17 protein-coding genes are annotated in these 18673 nt (G+C 45.7%); 10 read left to right on the forward strand and 7 right to left on the reverse strand.

Annotation, left to right across the window (positions count from 1 at the left end; all coding sequences use genetic code 11):
• Positions 1 to 90: 90 nt before the first annotated feature.
• Together GK108_RS16460 and GK108_RS16465 are read right to left on the reverse strand one after the other, a co-directional pair.
• Positions 91 to 888 carry an HNH endonuclease gene (locus GK108_RS16460; RefSeq protein ID WP_246224936.1) on the reverse strand — a complete coding sequence of 266 codons (798 nt, stop codon included), beginning with the start codon at positions 886 to 888 and terminating at the stop codon, positions 91 to 93.
• 300 nt (positions 889 to 1188) lie between these two features.
• A complete protein-coding gene (locus GK108_RS16465; RefSeq protein ID WP_163950726.1) occupies positions 1189 to 2025 on the reverse strand; it encodes an alpha/beta hydrolase in 837 nt (278 codons plus the stop codon).
• Between the two features lie 145 nt (positions 2026 to 2170).
• Here GK108_RS16465 and GK108_RS16470 point away from each other — a divergent pair, with 145 nt between their 5' ends.
• The 8 genes from GK108_RS16470 (at position 2171) to GK108_RS16505 (ending at position 11539) form a co-directional block, all read left to right on the forward strand.
• Entirely contained in the window at positions 2171 to 2875 is a 705-nt protein-coding gene (locus tag GK108_RS16470; RefSeq protein WP_163950729.1) for an esterase family protein, read from the forward strand.
• A 24-nt stretch (positions 2876 to 2899) separates the two neighbouring features.
• Positions 2900 to 3394: a DinB family protein gene (locus GK108_RS16475; RefSeq protein ID WP_163950732.1), complete on the forward strand. Its 495-nt coding sequence runs from the start codon at positions 2900 to 2902 to the stop codon at positions 3392 to 3394.
• A gap of 662 nt (positions 3395 to 4056) precedes the next feature.
• Positions 4057 to 5127, forward strand: a complete 1071-nt coding sequence (locus tag GK108_RS16480) for an ATP-grasp domain-containing protein (RefSeq protein ID WP_163950735.1) — start codon at positions 4057 to 4059, stop codon at positions 5125 to 5127.
• A 136-nt stretch (positions 5128 to 5263) separates the two neighbouring features.
• Positions 5264 to 6454: a lipase family protein gene (locus tag GK108_RS16485; protein ID WP_163950738.1), complete on the forward strand. Its 1191-nt coding sequence runs from the start codon at positions 5264 to 5266 to the stop codon at positions 6452 to 6454.
• Positions 6455 to 6503: 49 nt separating this feature from the next.
• Positions 6504 to 6917 carry a hypothetical protein gene (locus GK108_RS16490; RefSeq protein ID WP_163950740.1) on the forward strand — a complete coding sequence of 138 codons (414 nt, stop codon included), beginning with the start codon at positions 6504 to 6506 and terminating at the stop codon, positions 6915 to 6917.
• A gap of 1360 nt (positions 6918 to 8277) precedes the next feature.
• On the forward strand, positions 8278 to 9378 hold the full coding sequence (locus GK108_RS16495; RefSeq protein ID WP_163950743.1) for a carboxylate-amine ligase: 1101 nt from the start codon (positions 8278 to 8280) through the stop codon (positions 9376 to 9378).
• A 46-nt stretch (positions 9379 to 9424) separates the two neighbouring features.
• A complete protein-coding gene (locus GK108_RS16500) occupies positions 9425 to 10261 on the forward strand; it encodes a type 1 glutamine amidotransferase (protein WP_163950746.1) in 837 nt (278 codons plus the stop codon).
• Between the two features lie 81 nt (positions 10262 to 10342).
• A complete protein-coding gene (locus GK108_RS16505; RefSeq protein ID WP_163950749.1) occupies positions 10343 to 11539 on the forward strand; it encodes a hypothetical protein in 1197 nt (398 codons plus the stop codon).
• 83 nt (positions 11540 to 11622) lie between these two features.
• On the opposite strand, the gene GK108_RS16510 is transcribed toward GK108_RS16505, so the two are convergent.
• Positions 11623 to 12498, reverse strand: a complete 876-nt coding sequence (locus tag GK108_RS16510) for a LysR substrate-binding domain-containing protein (protein ID WP_163950752.1) — start codon at positions 12496 to 12498, stop codon at positions 11623 to 11625.
• 122 nt (positions 12499 to 12620) lie between these two features.
• On the opposite strand from GK108_RS16510, the gene GK108_RS16515 reads away from it, so the two are divergent.
• Complete coding sequence (locus GK108_RS16515; RefSeq protein ID WP_163950755.1) at positions 12621 to 13178, forward strand: hypothetical protein; 558 nt, start codon at positions 12621 to 12623, stop codon at positions 13176 to 13178.
• Between the two features lie 110 nt (positions 13179 to 13288).
• Here the strand turns inward: GK108_RS16515 and GK108_RS16520 are convergent, their stop codons facing one another.
• From GK108_RS16520 to GK108_RS16530, 3 genes are all read right to left on the reverse strand, one after another.
• A complete protein-coding gene (locus GK108_RS16520; RefSeq protein WP_163950758.1) occupies positions 13289 to 13633 on the reverse strand; it encodes a nuclear transport factor 2 family protein in 345 nt (114 codons plus the stop codon).
• A gap of 137 nt (positions 13634 to 13770) precedes the next feature.
• The gene (locus GK108_RS16525; protein ID WP_163950762.1) at positions 13771 to 14121 is read right to left on the reverse strand and encodes a hypothetical protein; all 351 of its coding nucleotides are present in this window, start codon (positions 14119 to 14121) and stop codon (positions 13771 to 13773) included.
• A gap of 184 nt (positions 14122 to 14305) precedes the next feature.
• The gene (locus GK108_RS16530) at positions 14306 to 15493 is read right to left on the reverse strand and encodes a hypothetical protein (RefSeq protein WP_163950767.1); all 1188 of its coding nucleotides are present in this window, start codon (positions 15491 to 15493) and stop codon (positions 14306 to 14308) included.
• 43 nt (positions 15494 to 15536) lie between these two features.
• On the opposite strand from GK108_RS16530, the gene GK108_RS16535 reads away from it, so the two are divergent.
• Positions 15537 to 16742, forward strand: coding sequence for an aspartate aminotransferase family protein (locus GK108_RS16535; RefSeq protein WP_163950771.1), 1206 nt, complete (start codon positions 15537 to 15539; stop codon positions 16740 to 16742).
• 305 nt (positions 16743 to 17047) lie between these two features.
• Here the strand turns inward: GK108_RS16535 and GK108_RS16540 are convergent, their stop codons facing one another.
• On the reverse strand, positions 17048 to 18637 hold the full coding sequence (locus GK108_RS16540; protein ID WP_163950774.1) for an acyl-CoA carboxylase subunit beta: 1590 nt from the start codon (positions 18635 to 18637) through the stop codon (positions 17048 to 17050).
• Between the last annotated feature and the right edge of the window lie 36 nt (positions 18638 to 18673).

Raw genomic sequence — 18673 nt, forward strand, 5'->3', positions numbered from 1 at the left:
AAAGTAACCTCAATATTTAGAACTTCATTTGGTCAGGCGGGAGGTGCATCCAGTTGACGGGAGTTACTCCTATTTAGGCTTCCAGTCCATTTACGAGAAATTAGCGCTAATAACGCTTTGTAATTCCTCAATAGTCAGCGGTGGATTTTGAGTGTGAAGCATAGCATGGCAATTTGGGCATACTGGCCGCAAATCTTCTACCGGATCAAGTTCATAGCTTTTGCCAATATAAGAGACAGGAATTAGATGATGGACATGAATAAACCCTTTACCTAATTCGCCATACGTTTTCTCAAAGTTGAAATCACACACAGTACAAAATGCGCCGTAATGCTCGATACAAATTCGACGCGCCTGCGAGTTTCGCTCATAGGCATTTACTGTAATTACCTTTTTTGCCCCCTCTGTTATTTTGTATAAAAGCTCTGCGCGTAACTCCTCTGAATGTAAAATCTCACCTGTAAGTTCAGTTTCCGTTAATGCCTCCACTAACTCGTCTTTAAGTTGCCAAACCCAAAATCGGCCCTCATCCCAGCCATTGAAAAATAAGTCCCAATACTTGTAGGTTTGATTACTTCTAATTGTAAAATTTATATCATGTTTTCTAGCTATTCTTTTAGCTAACCTGCCGATTTGAAGATTAATTGAGCTATGAGGATTTTTACCTTTTTTACCTAGTATTCTGGCGACCTGACTCGCATAGGCTTTGTGCCCCTCAAAAGCGTAAATAACCTGAAATACAGCTATATCTTCCTGTTTTACAATCTCATTATCTTGCAGTATTTCAATAAATTGATCTCTTGTCAGTGTGGATTCATTAAATTTCAAAGCCATAAGCAGCGCAAAAATTTTAGTTTTACCTTGTGGCTTAGATGAGCCGTCACTCAACTCTGTTGCTTCTACAAGAGAGCTATGTCACACATAATGTGTCAACTCAGTCAAAACCCAGCTTAGAGGCTATTATTTTATCAACCAAAGCTCAAAAATGAAGTAAAAAGACCGCCTATCCAGACGATTGGCTTGTCGACCGAGACCAAGCCACTACGTTTTTTTTAGTCTGTTCTCTCCACCTAACATCATAAAAAGCGCAATCAATGACTTTTTCTAACTGCGTTAGTTAGCGTGGGCTTCCATATTCGTGCGGAACCAGCGTTTATACGCCCGGACGTTGACGTCCAGGCTACCCCGTTATTTGCCAAAGGCCCAGGTCAGGAAATCGGGCATGATTTCGCTCCAGGTTTCCTGATTGTGCCTGCCACCCATAATCTCAACGTAGCGTATATCGTCGTTACGGCTGTAGCCTTTTTTGACCAGCTCATCAATCAAATCAGTTGTATCGTCGATGGAATCGATGATGCCGTTGTTGTTTCGGTCGCTGGTTTCATCGTCGGTTCCAGTTTCAAACCAGAATTTAAGATGCTTATTGTACGAGCCCTTTCGTACCAGATCGTGCATAATCCGGTCGGTTTCGTCCCGATAACCATCTTCGGTGCTTTTGCTACGCCACCAGAACGATCCGGAAAAAACACCAGCCCTACTGAACTGGCCAGGATGATGAAAAACAATATCGAACGCCGACAAGCCCCCTAACGAAAACCCGCCGAAAACCGACTGATTGGCCTCGCTCGTTACCCGATAATGCTTTTGTACGTAAGGTACTAATTCGGTCAGGACAAAATCGGTGTATAATCCGGCTTTGCTGCCCCGATTCATGTAATCGGCCTGAGCTGCCGTTCCGTATTCCTGAATTCGATCGCCCGCATGAACGGCTACCAGCACGAAGGGCGTAATGGCCTGCTGCCGATACAATGAATTCAGTACGTCGGTCATTCGTAAACGGGGTAAATCCTGCCCGTCGTTCAGATACAGCACAGGATATATCTTGTCGGAATGATCATAATCGGGTGGAAGCACTACGTCCAGATGAATGGTGCGACGCAATGGAACAGAAACCAGTGAGTCGTCGTGCCGAACGGTTACGGTAGGTGTTTCGGCAAAAGAAAAGGCCGGTAAATGGTCAGCCATAAGCGCAACTAATGTCAAAAATAATACAATCACGAACGCGCAAAATAGGGATTTTTTGGCTTATACGGGTCTACTTTTGCCGTTATGGGCGATTTCTTCTATTTTTCACCGGAAAAGATAAGGTTACATCTAAACAGTCATTACGTTGCAGCAGGATTATAGAAAATGGTACTCACATCATCTTGGACGCGATATCGAGATGTTGGTTTTCGGAAATTGGGGATATCCCGTATTGATGTTTCCGACCTCAATGGGACATTATTATGAGTACAAAGATTTCGGCCTGACCGAAACCGCCCGCTGGTTCGTGGAAACCGGTAAGATCAAGCTATTTTGTATCGACAGTATTGATCGCGACAGCTGGTATGCCAAGCATTTACACCCCGGAACCCGAATCTGGAATCATGTTCTATATGATCGGTTTCTTCACGAGGAACTGGTGCCGGGTATTCAGCGGGAATGTAATGTTCAGAAAATTGGCGTTTCGGGAGCCTCTTTTGGTGGTTACCACGCGCTGAACTTTGCGTTTCGTCATCCAGAACAGGTTGGTCATCTGCTTACGATGGGAGCCGCGTTCGATATTCGTTCGTTTCTGGGTGGCTATTACGACGAAAATGTTTATTTCAACAATCCGCCCGATTTTTTACCGAATGCCCAGAACCCCGAATTCTACCACATGAATATTGTTCTGGGGACATCAGAATATGATTTCTGCAAAGACGATAATTATCGGATGTCGGGGATACTCAGTCGGAAAGGAATTCGCCATCAGCTCGACGTAACGCCCTGGGGTAATCATGACTGGCCGGTTTGGAAAGATCAGTTCCCACGCTATCTAAGCATGATTTAAGTCCTACTTTATTGAAGTCCACTCATGCTCACTGGTCAAGATACCAAGTCAATCAGTATATCAACAACAAAACTTCAGACCTATCTGAAGCAAGTTCCGCTGGCGCTTCAAGCAATAACGGACGAAGAGTGGGCAGATAAACGACCCGGTAAATGGTCGCGTAAAGAACAGGTTGGCCATCTGATTGATTCTGCCCTCAACAACCTGAAACGGTTTACGGATGCTCAGGCTTCGGACAGTGCTTATGTGGTTCAGCGCTACGAACAGGATCATCTGGTTCGGGTAAACCAGTATCAGGCTCTGCCCGTAGCGCATTTACTTTCTCTGTGGATCAGTCTGAATCAGCAAATACTGTACGTAGTGGGTGCCATTCCAGAAACCACTTTGGCTCGTCCGGTCGTCATTGATCCTGCTCATGAATCCGCCTATACGTTAGGGTGGTTGATCGATGATTACGTTCGCCATCTGGAACATCATCTCCTAACCTTACTACCAGGGGGTTTATCGTCTGATCAGTAGCAGGGAATGGAGATCAATTCCTTTAAACGATACGTACCAGATACACTTGACAGGGCTACCATAAACAAAAAAAACGCCCTACCTCAAAGCGGGTAGGAGCGTTTAACTTTAACAACTTTCTGAAGTAGTTTACACATACTAAAAGTAATAGGTTACTAGAGGCAACGCATTAATTTTCAATGAAAAAAGAAAAAACCTTGACTGTAGGCTTTGCATTTGTCAATATGTTACATATCGCTAAATCACCAAAACGGCCTTCGGCTTTTATCGACCCAAACGGGTGAGTTGTCGATATTTATTGGCCGACTGTCTATTTGATAAACCTGATAAAGACGCAACCAATACCTTCGGGTATTATTTCAGCTTTAGAGATAGGAAAGCAGTCCAGCATTGAGGGGCTGCTTTTTTGTTTACCGTCCCATACAAACAATCGCATTCACTACCACCTGCCAGAAGCGAAAATAAGGTTCATAAACCCGACTGCTTAAGAGCAATACTACGCAATCAGGTAAATAGTCAATCTGAATAATACAAGATGCTGGCGGGGCCGATTGTAACAAAGGATAAACCTCGTAAGTTTACCCTATAATCGAGAATATACCATTAGAGACTACTTCTAGTGTGATTCCCTTCATCATTTCATTCGATTTAACACACTAATTATGAGCGAGAAAAAAAAGATCGGTATTCTGTTCGGACAGGAAAACACATTCCCACAGGCTTTTGTGGATCGGGTTAACGAAAAACAGAGTGCTTTCCCCGCCGAATTTGTCAGCATAGACCAGGTCGAGCAAAGCGTACCGACGGAGTATGCCGTCATTATCGACCGAATTTCACAGGACGTTCCTTTTTATAAAGCATTTTTAAAAAATGCCGCGCTTACGGGCACAGCGGTAATCAATAACCCGTTCTGGTGGAGCGCCGACGAAAAATTTTTCAACAACGCTCTGGCTGTTCAGCTAGGTGTTCCCGTTCCTAAAACCATTCTGTTACCGTCGAAGGAACGCCCGGACGATACCAATCATAATTCGTTCCGTAACCTGAAACACATGAACTGGGATGCCATCTTTGCTCATATTGGCTTCCCGGCATTTATGAAACCCCACGCTGGTGGAGGATGGAAAAGCGTTTATAAAGTAGATAATCCAGAGCAAATGTTCCGGGCCTACGACGAAACAGGCCAGTTGGTAATGCTCTATCAGGAAGCGATCGATTTCACGGATTATTTCCGGTGCTATTGCATTGGCGGAAAGGATGTACGAATTATGCCGTATGAACCACGTAATCCGCATCATCTCCGTTATGCTGCCCAAATGCAAACCACAGGCGATGCCGGCAAAAAGCTCCTCAAAACAATGGAGGAGTACGTACTGAAGCTAAATCATGGATTGGGCTATGACTTCAATACGGTTGAGTTTGCGGTGCGCGACGGTATCCCTATTGCTATCGATTTCTGTAACCCAGCTCCCGATGCGGATATTCATTCAGTTGGTCAGGAAAATTTTGACTGGGTGGTAGAAGCTGCGGCCAATATGGCTATTGGCCGGGCAAAAAACCTCAAAAAAGGAACCGACAACTTAACCTGGGGTACGTTTGTACGTAGCTCTGTCGGCAGCGAACCGCTCGTTCCGGCTAAAGCTCCCAAACCCGAGAAAAAGGAAAAAGAACCAAAGGCAGAAAAAGCTCCTAAAACGGACGTAAAAGCAGAAAAGCCTAAAAAAAGTAAAAAATAAACGGTACGCGTATAACCGAAGACCTGAGGAAGTAACTGATGAGTAACTGGCTGACCTTTACCAGCCCGACATCAGTTATCCGCTCAGGTCTTCGTATGTTTGTACCCCCAAGTATAGTCCGCCGGAAAACGAGTACATGAGAAATAGTTTGTTTATTGCCCTGATTGCGAGTGTTTCATTTCTGTTTACAACCTGTAGCACACCCCAGTTACCGCCCAAACCCGTCTTACTTAGCTCCACACAAATCGTTTTTTACGGCAATAGCCTTTTACAAGGGATCGTAACCTCCAATGATTCCCTTCTTTATCAGCCAGCCGACTACCAGATTAGTATTAACCGTATAACGTATCAGACTACCCTTAGCGACGGTACAACGGTAACAGCATCGGGTATTGTTTACGTACCTAGTCAGCTTAATTCGCCCAATAAAAAATACCCGTTACTCAGCTTTCAGCACCCTACTGCGTTTTCAAACGCCGAAACACCCTCTGGAACGGATTTCAGCAAAGTCATCTTCTCCTATCCGCTCTTTCTGGCCACGCATGGCTACATCGTGGCCTGCCCGGATTATATTGGCTATGGGGCTGCCGACCAGATTCCTCATAACTACGAACATCGACAAACACTAGCGCAGGTAACGGTCGACATGCTGCTGGCGACTAAAACTTTTTTGACCCAGAAAGGCATCAATTCAACGGGTCAACTATTTATGGCGGGTTATTCTGAAGGGGGCTTTGCCAGTATGGCCGCTCAAAAGCTGGCCGAAGAGCGGTATAAAGATGACCTTCCCGTAACAGCAGCCAGTTGCGGAGCTGGTCCCTATGCCATGCCTGCCTTTTTCAAGTACGTTACCCAAACGTCAACCGTTGGTGGCATTGCCAATTATATCTATGCCTGGGAAACATTAAGCTATAATCGAATTTATGGCCTAAATAAACCTGTTAGCTATTACTTTAAAGCCCCGTATGCCGCTCAGATTGAGCAATCCCTCGACAATGCCCGGACCATTACGACCAGCTTTGATCAGGTGTGCACCGATCAGTTTCGGGCCGATATTCAAAATCCGTCGTCGCCTTTCGGGAAAGCGTTAGCAGACAACGACTTAACGGGCTGGCAAACCCAAACGCCCACACGGCTGATTCATAGCCAGGAAGATGAAATTATTCCCTTTCTAACTTCGCAGCAAACGTATGCTTCATTACGTCAACGGGGATCGTCACAGCTAACACTGGTTGCCTTACCTACAGGCATGCACGTTCCGACCGAAGTTTTGTTTGTTCGTCGTACCCTGGACTGGTTTGAGCAGATAAAAAAAACAACGTACTGACTTACAACCCTTTGTCCATGTCGATGGTCTTTGGTTAAAAACTCTGGCTATGCGACTGTCCATCTACACTTTCTGCCTGCTGTTAGCTTTTATTTCTTGTCGTAAAGAGACAGCTATTTCACCGGATACACTTACGGGTACGTGGATAGAATTATCGGCAAGGCAGGATACGATTATCTTTAATCTTGCTGAGGATGGTACGGCCTTGCCCGGCTTTCTTATCGTGAATCGAATTAGAGAAATGAGCCCGGCTGGCTATTGGTTTCCCAAAGCAGGGAGCGGAATTTATAGTTATGAACTACAGAACAATCGAATTTTTCTGAGAAATCTTTACTCTAGCTCATCGATGGGCGCCGATTACACGATCGAACAAAGGGGAAACGAATTAGAAGTCGAGAATTTCTACGAGCTAGGCTACAAGCAACCTGCTTCCGCCAAACGTACACTGATACGTATCAAATAAATAGAGACAACAGGGTGATTCGGCTTCTTAAAAATCAATCGATTTGGGGTTAATACCCGTAACGTGGCGGACACCTGTACTACACCAGAGCGACCTGGCTACGTATTTCCCTATCTGTATCGACGAAAAGCCGTCAACACAGCAGGCAGCTACTGCGCAGTAGCTGCCCGGTAAAGTAGCACAAAGGCGAGTACCAATAACAGCTTCACGACGATGAGTCCTATATGTTGCGTTTTCATCTGCGGGAAAGGGAGTCAACGTTTTGAATTGCTTTTTTCGTAGCATCGGCAATGGTAACCGTCCCCGAGGTGGATCGTTGCGGCCAGACTGAGCATACGGGCAATGATGAGCCACATGGTAGTTACGGTGTTTATTGAGATCCTTAAAAAAATAGTTAGTCCTTACTGAGTTAAATCAGCCCTTGCGCCCATTTATAGGGTACATCCTGTTTTTGTTCATAGGATACTAGAATAGAACTGAGCGAATCCCCACCGGCCATGCTGGCGGGGATTTTTGTTCGGGTAAACCGACCGAATAATCAATTTTCGCAGCACTACAGGTATCATCTGCCTAAATCTCCCACCTATGGGTAATCCTGTTTTTGTTCAATAGGACGATAAACGATCGAATCCCTGCTGGCCATGCCGGTGGGGATTTTTGGTAGAATTATCGACCGACTAATCAATTTTTGAGTCAATTTTGGTTATCGTAGGTCTACAGCAGCTATTCTCTCTAGAGGCATATCCTGTTTAACAGGATGATTTAGGTTTGATGATAGGAATCCCCGCTGGCAGTTGCTGGTGGGGATTGTTGTTTGCGCACCTGATCAATCCACTCGAATTACTTCTGAGAGGAACCTGATTGAAAACGTCAGCTAGAACAGATGGTATAAGCGGTACGCCTGGCTACTCTTTCTGTCAGTCTTCAACCTGTTTTTTACCCGATTATATTCTGAAAGGATGTCTTGATTTAATGAATCCTTATCAGCATGTTTGACAACCCATTTGCTCCATTCTTTTTTTATTCCAAAATTTTAAATTGTCTATCTTAACGGTTGTTAGCACCCGGCCAGGTTTCTTACCTTTAAGATCCACTCGAACCATAACCGACCAGCGCCCGGATTTGTCTGGTTTGGATGTAAGTTCTATATTGTGTGTGAGAAGCGCCCTGACTCTGTTATCGTACCTATCCGGATAGAGAACAAGTTACAGATTACGGAAAAACAGGTGTACTATTTCCTCGGTTTTTAACTAAAATACGTCAACCATTAACCGCTAAAAACGAGCGTAGAAACTAACAAAAGCGGTATCCTTAGTATTATAAAGCACATTTAGTAATTTAAAACCGATAGACTAGCAAAATGCCCGTTTTTACCTTAGGTATCGAGGAAGAGTTCCAGACAATTGACCCTCTTAGTGGCGAACTACGCTCCCATATGTCGAAAATTGTCGACGGTGGCCAGATCGTATTACAGGAGCGTGTGAAAGCCGAAATGCACCAGGCTGTTGTTGAAGTTGGAACCAATATTTGTAATACGATTCAGGATGCCCGTCAGGAGGTAACCTATCTCCGAAAAATGATTATCGAACTGGCCGAAAAGCAAAATCTTAAAATCGCAGCGGCTGGCACTCACCCCTTTTCAGACTGGCAGGATCAGTTGATCACTCCTAATGAACGCTACGACCGATTAATTGACGAGATGCGAGACGTAGCGCGGTCGAACCTAATATTTGGTCTGCACGTCCATGTCGGCATCGAAAACAGAAATGATGGCATTCAGATTATGAACGCCGTGCGCTACTTCCTGCCGCACATTTACGCCCTATCGACCAACTCTCCGTTCTGGCGGGGACGTAACACCGGTTTTAAATCGTATCGGTCGAAGGTGTTTGACAAATTTCCCCGAACAGGTATACCCGACTTCTTTTCGTCAGCTGCTGAGTACGACGAGTACATTAACCTGCTGGTTAAAACGAACTGTATCGATAACGGCAAGAAAATCTGGTGGGATATTCGGCTGCATCCTTTTTTCAATACAATCGAATTCAGGATATGCGACGTACCAATGCGCATCGACGAAACCATTTGCCTGGCGGCCATTATGCAGGCGCTTGTGGCTAAAATCCATAAGCTCCACAAACAGAACCTGAATTTCAGACCCTATCGCCGGATACTCATTAACGAAAATAAATGGCGGGCGGCTCGCTACGGCATTGAAGGAAAACTGATCGATTTTGGTAAGCAGGAAGAAGTACCTACGCATCATCTGATCCACGAACTTCTTGATTTTGTCGATGATGTTGTCGACGATTTAGGGAGTCGGGCCGAATGCGAATACGTACTCAAAATCCTGGAAATGGGAACCGGGGCCGACCGTCAATTAGCTGTTTTTCAGCAACACAACGACCTTAAGAAGGTAGTCGATTATATCGTAGAGGAAACTTCTTTTGGCGTGATCTAGTTAAATCTGGAACGGTATCTTTCACTTTTTTCCGTAACCTGATACGATGAGCTTATTAAAAATTGCGGTACTGGACATGAATAACAACCACGCCAATGAAGGTATGCGTTGTATTCTTCAACTGATTCGAAGCGTCCAGGGTAACGATCATTCAGAACTGGCTTTTGACGTATTTAACGTTCGGGGGAGTAACGAAATTCCTGGCCTGGACTATGATATGTACATTTCCTCGGGTGGCCCCGGTAGTCCGCTAGCATCGGAGGAACTCTGGGAAAAACCATACTTCCAGCTGATCGACCAGATTTTCGCCTGGAACCAACAAAACAAGCGTAAGAAATTCGTCTTTCTGATTTGTCATTCGTTTCAGCTGGTGGTTCGACACCTGGAGCTGGGTCTGCTGAGCAAACGTAAATCAACGTCCTTCGGCATCTTTCCGGTTCACAAAACGGACGACGGCTGTTCGGAAAAACTGTTTCAGGGGCTTGCCGATCCGTTCTACGCCGTTGACTCCCGCGATTTTCAGATTACCGAACCGAACCTGGAACGTATCAATGAGCTGGGTGCCTCAATCTTATGCCTTGAGAAAATACGGCCCCACGTAGCACTCGACCGGGCTATTATGTCTATTCGTTTCTCTCCAGAAATTATTGGCACTCAATTCCACCCGGAGGCCGACAACGAAGGGATGCTACGTTATTTTCAGACCGATGAGAAACGGAATCAGATCGTAGCCAATTTTGGTCAGGAAAAATACGATGCTATGGTGGCTTATCTACAGGACCCGGATAAAATTGCGCTGACAGAATCGGTGATTTTACCTGGTTTCTTACGAGATGCCATTGCTTCGTTAAGCCCGAGCTCTCAGTTCATCGAACAGAATTAAATTTTTCGTTTATCAGTTGTGGTTTAGCCTTAAGCCACAACTGATAAACCTTCACCCATTCCTTGCTGCCTACTGCAATCTATGATTCAGTCCGTTCGACAGACCTTCAACCAAGCATTCAGCCCGGAACATTACCGGGCTTTTTTGGACAAAATTAACGCTGATTTCCCCGGTCAGCTCGATTTTCGGGTTGCCGAGACACCGGTTTTCGTCCCTAAAGTTCTAACTGACAAGCTTCTGACAGCCTGCAACGATATTGTCAATGTGATCACGCGCAGCGACTTTAAAACATTAACCGAGCAAGCCATTCCAGAGGGGCAGCGAGTTCCTAACGAAGACGATCATACGCAGTTTATGGCGGTCGATTTTGCGGTTTGTACCGATGAATCAGGCGAGCTAACGCCACAGCTCATCGAGTTACAAGGGTTTCCATCACTGTATGGTTTTCAGCCCTATCTCGCCGATCAGTTTCGGGCCAATTACCCAATCCCAGAAAATCTTTCCCATTTGTTCTCCGTCGCCAATAACGCTGAGTATCTGGAACGGCTTCGGCAGATGGTCGTGGGCGATTGTAATCCCGAGGAAGTGATCCTACTCGAAATTTACCCTGAGCAGCAAAAAACACGCATTGATTTTACGCTGACGGAGAAATTTCTGGGCGTAGCAGCCGTTTGTCTGACCAAGATAAAAAAAGAGGGACGGGCGCTTTACTACGAAAAAGATGGGCGAACTATTCGAATCCGGCGGATTTACAACCGACTCATCTTCGATGATCTACAGCACTACCCAGACCTGAAAACCGACTTTTACTTAACTGATGATGTTGATGTGGAGTGGATTGGCCATCCTAACTGGTTTTTCAGAATCAGCAAATACACGCTACCCCTACTGAAAAGCCCTTACATTCCAGCCAGTTACTTCTTATCGGACCTGACCGACTACCCTGCTGATTTAGAGAATTACGTATTGAAACCACTCTTTTCCTTTGCCGGTAGCGGTGTCAAGCTTCATATTACGTCCACCGACCTCGACGCTATTCCCTCCGAACAACGTAGCGGTTATCTACTCCAACGTAAAGTGACCTACGAACCTGTCATTCAATCACCGGACGGCCTCGTTAAATCAGAAATACGGATGCTGTTCATCTGGCCCAAAGAAGACGAACGCCCTACGCTACTAACTAATCTCAGCCGTTTAAGCCGGGGGGAAATGATTGGGGTCAATTTCAACAAAAACAAAGACTGGGTCGGCGGCACGGTCTGCTTCTTCGAGCAGTAAAGGCGTGTTTAGCAAACAGTATCATTCATCATCACCAGTACTCAACGCATTGGTAATGATGAATGATACTGTCAGTTCAATCACTAAAAGTGATTGGTTAAAAGTTTCGTAAACGCCACTACCGCTTTTTTCCGATAAACGTCTGCCGGAAATGTAATCGTGGCCTCACGCTGCATTTGAGATCCCTCTAATGGAATAGCCTTCAGTTCGGCGAAATCAAAGAGCGAACTGTTCATCAGTATGGTATTCCACTGCCGGGTGTTGGTGAGCTTCAACAGACTATGAATGTCGTTGATTTCCATGGTAACATTCAGGCTTATATTATTTTTGGCCAGCACATCATCTAAGAAATTACGGATACTATAACTTGGCGAAGGAAGAACCAAGGGTAATTCAGCCACCTTCTGTAGGGTAACTTGCTTCTGTTGACTCCAGGGATGCGATTCGTGCACAATTAGTGACAAGGTGGAGTCAAACAATTTTACGATATCAAGGTCGCTGTCGTTATAGGACGACGGCAGAAAGGAAAGCATACAGTCAATTTCATATTGTTTGATTTTGAGTAGCATATCGGCTGTAGAACCAAACACAATCTGAATCTGTACGTTGGGGTACGCCTGATTAAATGGAGCCAACGCCTGAATCAATAACTCGGTCAACCCATAAGTGGCCCCAATGATCAATTTGCCGGCTTTCAGCTCGTTTAAATCCTGTAAAAACTGCTGACCTTCTTCTGCCTGATGTATAGTTTTACGAGCATATGGTAGCATGATTTCACCAGCCTCGGTCAATTTTACTCGCTTCCCTATTCGGTCGAATAGCAAAACATTCAATGTATTTTCCAGCTCCTTAATCTGATGAGATAAAGTGCTTTGCGTAATGCACAAATCATCAGCCGCTTTAGTAAAATTCAACCGTTCTGCCGCCCGAACGAAGTACTTTAATTGGCGAAGTTCCATTTTTATGCGCTTCCTTAAATGTCATGATTAATCGAAATTATCGATTGATATGATCTAAACAATTCATTTTTACAATTAAAGCCTATTCCTGAGCTTTGTACCATCAACTAAAATCAAAGCAAATGGAAATCATTCAAACCCCGGAAAACGCATTGTCTGAATCAATTGTGTCTGCTATCATCAATGCCCCGATCGAGAAAATCAACATTAGCGACTGGCTCCTTAACCTCCCTGATGCCGAGTATCAACGCTGCTCAGTAAACCATATAGCCGCGGGAAATACAGTAAATTTTGCTGGTGAACCGATGTCAATTAACGTAGAATACGTAGGTACCGCCCTGGTCATTCAACACTATGTGGCAACGGTATATCAACCTGACTACTGCCGGATGTTGTCGGTTTCGGATACAATCACCGCTAGCGGCCGTTCCAAAGTTCAGGTTTTGTGGGAGTTACGGGCAGAGAAAATTGATGAAAACACCTGTAAGTATACCAATTCCATTCATGCTACTGCGACACCAGAGTTTCTGGAATTTATTAAAGACCATGGTATCTCATTGGCAGAAGCCGCTAAATCAAGACAGGAAGCTTCCGACGCGCACAACCACGAAGAAACTCCTCTGTTTGCGAAAAGCATTGAAAATAAAGCCTTATATGGAGCGTATAATTTGCCTTTTTAATAGCGAAGGCAGGAAGATTTTATCCATCTCAATAGTTGCTAATTACTGGATAACCAACTTTAAAAGCCACCAACTTCTACTGGTGGCTTTGGTACATTCCAGCCCAACCCTCACGGTTCGATAACCATTGCTTTCACCTTTCCATTCGCAAAGCTGTAGACATGATCGAGTGTAGTATCGCTCAGCAATTGGCCATCCAGATCCTTAATTACTTGGTGAACCTTGACGGCAACCTGATCTTCTGGTCGTATCTCGATGGCAACCGGGGTTACGCTGGGATCAATTTGCTCCCATTGCCGGAGCCAATAAGCTCGTACCTCATCATGGCCCGATACGTAGCCCCCCTCCCAGCCATTAGGCCAGGCCACATCGACGTGCAGATGGGCTAAGACGGCGTCAATACGACGGGCATTGAAATCCTGGTAAAGTTGGCGGAGCAGGAGTTGGTAATTCATGATTCAACACGTTTAGTTCGTAGTTTGACGAATCAAAGCTAGATAGAACCTGAACCTGTGGGGTTCGGCGTCGATTGATAGTTTATCGGATTTTCTTGAGATCACCACTAATTATCGAAAATCCAACCTGCCCCTGCTTACTCGCTTTGTTCATACCGGCCAACGACATCAAGAACCAATCGTAGTGCTTGACTATAATCTAACGCATATTTTATGGCTAACGCTTTCTGTAAAGAACAATACAGTATCTCTGCATGACGCTTCGGCTCAACCAGGTCAGGAGGAATGGCAGATGGACTGGGGATAGCCGTTATCTCGTCATAGGTCAATCCTTCAAATTTTTCTCTTGACCAGGGTGGCGTAGTTGATACCTTTACAGCTAATCGCTCTCGAATGGTCTTCGTTAGCCTTATATAGCTTTTGAATTCACCTCTGTAGCTGGTATCGTTATAGATCTCGTCAACCATTTCTTCATGTGTTTTCATCATAGCTCATATATTAGGCTGACCAACACCTAAAATTAGTCAACTTCTAGCGCGTATCTAAACGTTCTGAATCGCGACCAGGCTATATCTGTATAAGCTAGTCCCGAGTCACTACGCAAAGCTGACAGAGCAGCTATTGCCTAGTAACTCGGGACTAGCGCGTTATCTATGAAAGTTTACTACGTCCTTACTTCACTTTCCCACCAATCATCAGGTTATAACCAATGTAGGGTACGATACGGACTTTTTTGCCATCCCAGAAATAATTGTTCCGGTATAGAAAACTATAGGCTCCCAAGTCGAACGAATGCCGACGACGATCCAATCGTAGCGCAAACGATAACGTAGCTCGTTCGCCCCGATCATCGTACGAAAAAAAGCGTTTCCCCAGATTGATGCGATTGTCACTCAGCAACGTCAGATTGGGCAATATTTTCTGGACAATGCCCAACGTGATAAATGACTGATCGGGAATGCGTTCCTCCGTATACGGGGGTGGCCAGGCCGACGACCAGGGTGGGTACACATTTTGACGCCCCCGATTAATTATTCCATAGCCCACAGTAACATTACGCTGACTGGTTCCGAACGTAGCCAGTGCCTGAACCGTCCATTTACCATTTTTGTAAAAATAACTGGACGTTTTGGGCTGATAGGCAACCGTAAGCCCTGCGCGGAATTTCCGACCAATGGATGCACTTAACTTGGAGTTGAGTTCGATAGTATTACCCTGATAACTGGCCGTTGCCTGATAAGTATCAAGCTTTTCGACAAACATCGGTGGATTCAGCGAATAACTGGCCCCCACACTCCAGTTTCGGGTTATCCCATACTCAACTTCATTCAATAACACCCATTTATTTCGGTAGTAGAATCGGCCTTTTTCCGGATTGTAGGCCGTTTGCCCGATAAGCAGCCAGGGTGAAAACTGATTGATAAACGTTCTCCCAGAATCAGCAGTTGCTACGTTCACTGAATCGACCCGCAGGAGCAGCTCAGGCTCAAAATAGGTTAACTGCCCGTTACGTTTCCTAACCGTAATCATGGTACTATCCTGACGAACAAATCGCCCTTCCACGCGCGAACTATCCCGGAAAACAAATACCTGATACGACAACGTAGTAGCTCCGTTCGTTCGTGGCCGAATGGGCATAATGCCAATTAGCTGCTCATTCTCTACAAATGTCAGGTTGCCCCCGGACTTCCTAACCGTAGTCAATAAACTATCCTGACGAATTACCTGCCCACGTACCACTATACCATCACGTAGCAACAAAAACGATTGCTTACGAGCCAGATCTTCCGGTGTTACCCGAACGCGCTGGCCCCAGACCATGACCGGGAAAAGTAGCAGAACAAGAAGAACTGTTTTCATAGAAGCAGGTGTTAGGTAAAGCACAGCAACGGTTATGTACAGTATGAGAACGGTTACCCACCGACAGTTATTTTTTCAACACGTAGCACAGACCTCAGATTTCCCATTAGGGTTGGAAATCGACCGGGCCGAAGGCGCCTTTATTTACTCAACGGATGGTAAACCATACATTGACCTCATTTCTGGGATAGGGGTTAGCAATGTCGGCCATCGGCATCCGAAGGTTTTGGAAGCAATTCAAAACCAGCTCGACAAATACCTGCACCTGATGGTTTATGGCGAATACGTTCAGACACCGCAAACGCAGCTAGCCCACGCCCTGGCCGAAACGCTACCAGCAGGGCTGGACAATGTCTATTTCACGAATTCAGGCACGGAAGCCGTTGAAGGAGCCATGAAAGTAGCCAAACGGTATACCGGACGTAGCGAAATCATTAGTTGCTTTAATGCGTACCACGGTTCAACCCAGGGTGCCTTGTCGCTTTCGGGCGATGAAAATTTCAAGCGTAACTTTCGCCCGCTCCTCCCCGACATTCGCCATATTCGACATGGTAACTGGAATGATCTGGAACAAATCAGCCATAAAACGGCCGCTGTAATTATTGAAGTTATTGCGGGCGAAGCAGGGGTTCGCGTCCCTGAAGCAGCCTATTTACAGGCACTACGTCAACGCTGCACTGACGTTGGAACTTTGTTAATTTTTGATGAGATCCAGACGGGTTTCGGACGTACTGGTACGTTCTGGGCGTTTGAAAGCTTCGGCGTTGTTCCCGATGTGCTATTATGCGCAAAAGGCATGGGCGGTGGTATGCCGATTGGGGCCTTTATCAGTTCATCCGATATAATGGGCGTCCTGAAAAACGACCCGATTCTGGGGCATATTACTACGTTTGGGGGACATCCTGTTTCCTGCGCGGCCTCATTGGCAACATTAACCGTCATACGAAATGAACAGTTGCACGAAACAGCTGAAGCAAAAGGTCAGCTTTTCCGGAAACTACTAACTCATCCAGCCATCAAGGAAATTCGTGGAAAAGGATTAATGATGGCCGTTGAATTCGACTCGTTCGACGTACTGAAACCCATTATTGACCGGGCTATTCTAACTCGCCTGAACGATGTTGGTGTCATTACCGACTGGTTCTTGTTCTGCAACAATTCGATGCGTATTGCTCCTCCTCTCATTATCACTGACGAACAAATCCGTCAGGCCTGCACCATCATTCTGGAAGCTATTGACAATACGTAGGGGCGCTTTTTATGGTGGCAGGTATCGTTTCTGGGAATACAGTCACTAGCAAACAATGGCCAACTTACTCAGGGAAAAACAACGGATAATGTGCCAACCACCAGAGCCAGGCTAAAGATAATGAGCAACCCTATCAGCACGGTTCGCAATAAACTACCAGATTGTTTTGTGGAGTTATTTTCCATAATTGTTCACAGGTGTTGAGGGGTTACTATACAAATATGCGCAGATAAATAGACAAAGTCATTACATATGCTTAGTTATTTATATGTAATCAATACAGGGTATACCCATACTAACGGCTTCTATAAAGGAATATTTCCGTGCTTTTTCTTTGGCATCGACGCTACTTTATTTTCCAGCATCGCGAAGGCCCGAATGAGTTTTTGCCGGGTTTGGTCGGGCATGATCACTTCATCGATATAGCCCCGGTTGGCAGCCCGATATGGGTTCGCAAACTTTTCGGTGTACTCCTGCACCTTTTCCTGCAACTTGGCCTGTGGGTCTTCAGCTTGGGCTATTTCACGTTTAAAAATAATCTCAGCCGCTCCACTGGCTCCCATTACGGCAATCTCAGCCGACGGCCAGGCGTAGTTTAGATCAGCACCGATATGTTTTGAATTCATTACGTCATACGCTCCACCATACGCTTTCCGGGTAATGACCGTAACGCGAGGTACAGTTGCTTCACAAAAAGCAAACAACAACTTAGCCCCATTAGTGATAATACCGTTCCATTCCTGATCTGTGCCGGGTAAAAAGCCTGGCACATCCTCCAAAACCAGCAATGGTATATTGAAACAATCGCAGAAACGAACAAAACGAGCCGCTTTAGTACTGGCATTAATATCCAATACGCCCGCTAAAACGGCAGGCTGATTACCAACAACCCCAATGCTACGTCCGGCAATACGGGCAAAACCCACCACAATATTTTCCGCAAAATTCTTGTGGACTTCCATAAAACTATCCGCATCCACGAGTTCGGCAATAACCTCGCGCATATCGTAGGGTTGGTTCGGATTGTCGGGAATTACGGCATTCAGGGCCGTTCGGGTTTCATCAGCCGTCAAGTCATAAGGTATCCGAAACGGTTCATCCTCACAATTTTGCGGAATATAGCTCAGTAACCGTTTGAGGTTCTGAATGCACAGGAGTTCATTTTCGCAGGCGAAGTGAGTCACTCCTGATTTGGTACTATGCGTACTGGCCCCACCTAGCTCTTCGGCCGTTACGGTTTCGTGCGTCACGGTTTTCACTACGTTTGGCCCCGTCACAAACATATAGCTTGTATTTTCGACCATGAAGATAAAATCCGTGATGGCGGGGCTGTACACGGCTCCCCCGGCGCATGGGCCCATAATGGCCGACAGTTGCGGAATTACGCCGGATGCTTTTGTATTACGGTAAAAAATATCGGCATATCCCGCCAGCGACAAAACGCCCTCCTGAATCCTGGCTCCTCCCGAATCATTTAACCCAATGATCGGCGCGCCGTTCTGCATGGCCAGATCCATGAGCTTACAGATTTTTTCGGCATGCGTTTCGGACAACGCCCCGCCAAACACCGTAAAGTCCTGTGCAAACACATAAACCAGACGACCATCTACCATTCCGTAGCCCGTCACGACGCCGTCGCCCAGATAGTGTTCTTTATCCAGCCCAAAATCGCGGGTACGGTGCATCACAAACTTGCCTATCTCCTCAAAAGAACCCTCATCGACCAGCAAAGCGATTCGTTCGCGAGCTGTTAGTTTGCCTTTGGCATGTTGATTATCGATTCGTTTTTGCCCGCCACCCAACTCAGCTTCGGCATTTTTTTGCGCTAAGATGTCGACTTTGGATACTATAGGACTTGTAGACAGGTTGGTTTCGGGCTGGAATTCAGTTTGCATGAGGTCGTTCTAAAGAGCTAGTTAAAGCAAAGTTAA

It is taken from the genome of Spirosoma terrae (assembly GCF_010435915.1).
GTDB classification, from domain to species: domain Bacteria; phylum Bacteroidota; class Bacteroidia; order Cytophagales; family Spirosomataceae; genus Spirosoma; species Spirosoma terrae.

Excerpts from the sequence above, each read along its gene's own strand:
- GK108_RS16485 (WP_163950738.1), top strand. The coding sequence starts at position 5,264 with ATGAGAAATAGTTTGTTTATTGCCCTGATTGCGAGTGTTTCATTTCTG.
- GK108_RS16535 (WP_163950771.1), top strand. The coding sequence starts at position 15,537 with ATGAGAACGGTTACCCACCGACAGTTATTTTTTCAACACGTAGCACAG.
- GK108_RS16490 (WP_163950740.1), top strand. The coding sequence starts at position 6,504 with ATGCGACTGTCCATCTACACTTTCTGCCTGCTGTTAGCTTTTATTTCT.
- GK108_RS16510 (WP_163950752.1), bottom strand. The coding sequence starts at position 12,498 with ATGGAACTTCGCCAATTAAAGTACTTCGTTCGGGCGGCAGAACGGTTG.
- GK108_RS16500 (WP_163950746.1), top strand. The coding sequence starts at position 9,425 with ATGAGCTTATTAAAAATTGCGGTACTGGACATGAATAACAACCACGCC.
- GK108_RS16530 (WP_163950767.1), bottom strand. The coding sequence starts at position 15,493 with ATGAAAACAGTTCTTCTTGTTCTGCTACTTTTCCCGGTCATGGTCTGG.
- GK108_RS16525 (WP_163950762.1), bottom strand. The coding sequence starts at position 14,121 with ATGATGAAAACACATGAAGAAATGGTTGACGAGATCTATAACGATACC.
- GK108_RS16540 (WP_163950774.1), bottom strand. The coding sequence starts at position 18,637 with ATGCAAACTGAATTCCAGCCCGAAACCAACCTGTCTACAAGTCCTATA.
- GK108_RS16520 (WP_163950758.1), bottom strand. The coding sequence starts at position 13,633 with ATGAATTACCAACTCCTGCTCCGCCAACTTTACCAGGATTTCAATGCC.
- GK108_RS16475 (WP_163950732.1), top strand. The coding sequence starts at position 2,900 with ATGCTCACTGGTCAAGATACCAAGTCAATCAGTATATCAACAACAAAA.
- GK108_RS16515 (WP_163950755.1), top strand. The coding sequence starts at position 12,621 with ATGGAAATCATTCAAACCCCGGAAAACGCATTGTCTGAATCAATTGTG.
- GK108_RS16495 (WP_163950743.1), top strand. The coding sequence starts at position 8,278 with ATGCCCGTTTTTACCTTAGGTATCGAGGAAGAGTTCCAGACAATTGAC.
- GK108_RS16480 (WP_163950735.1), top strand. The coding sequence starts at position 4,057 with ATGAGCGAGAAAAAAAAGATCGGTATTCTGTTCGGACAGGAAAACACA.
- GK108_RS16465 (WP_163950726.1), bottom strand. The coding sequence starts at position 2,025 with ATGGCTGACCATTTACCGGCCTTTTCTTTTGCCGAAACACCTACCGTA.
- GK108_RS16505 (WP_163950749.1), top strand. The coding sequence starts at position 10,343 with ATGATTCAGTCCGTTCGACAGACCTTCAACCAAGCATTCAGCCCGGAA.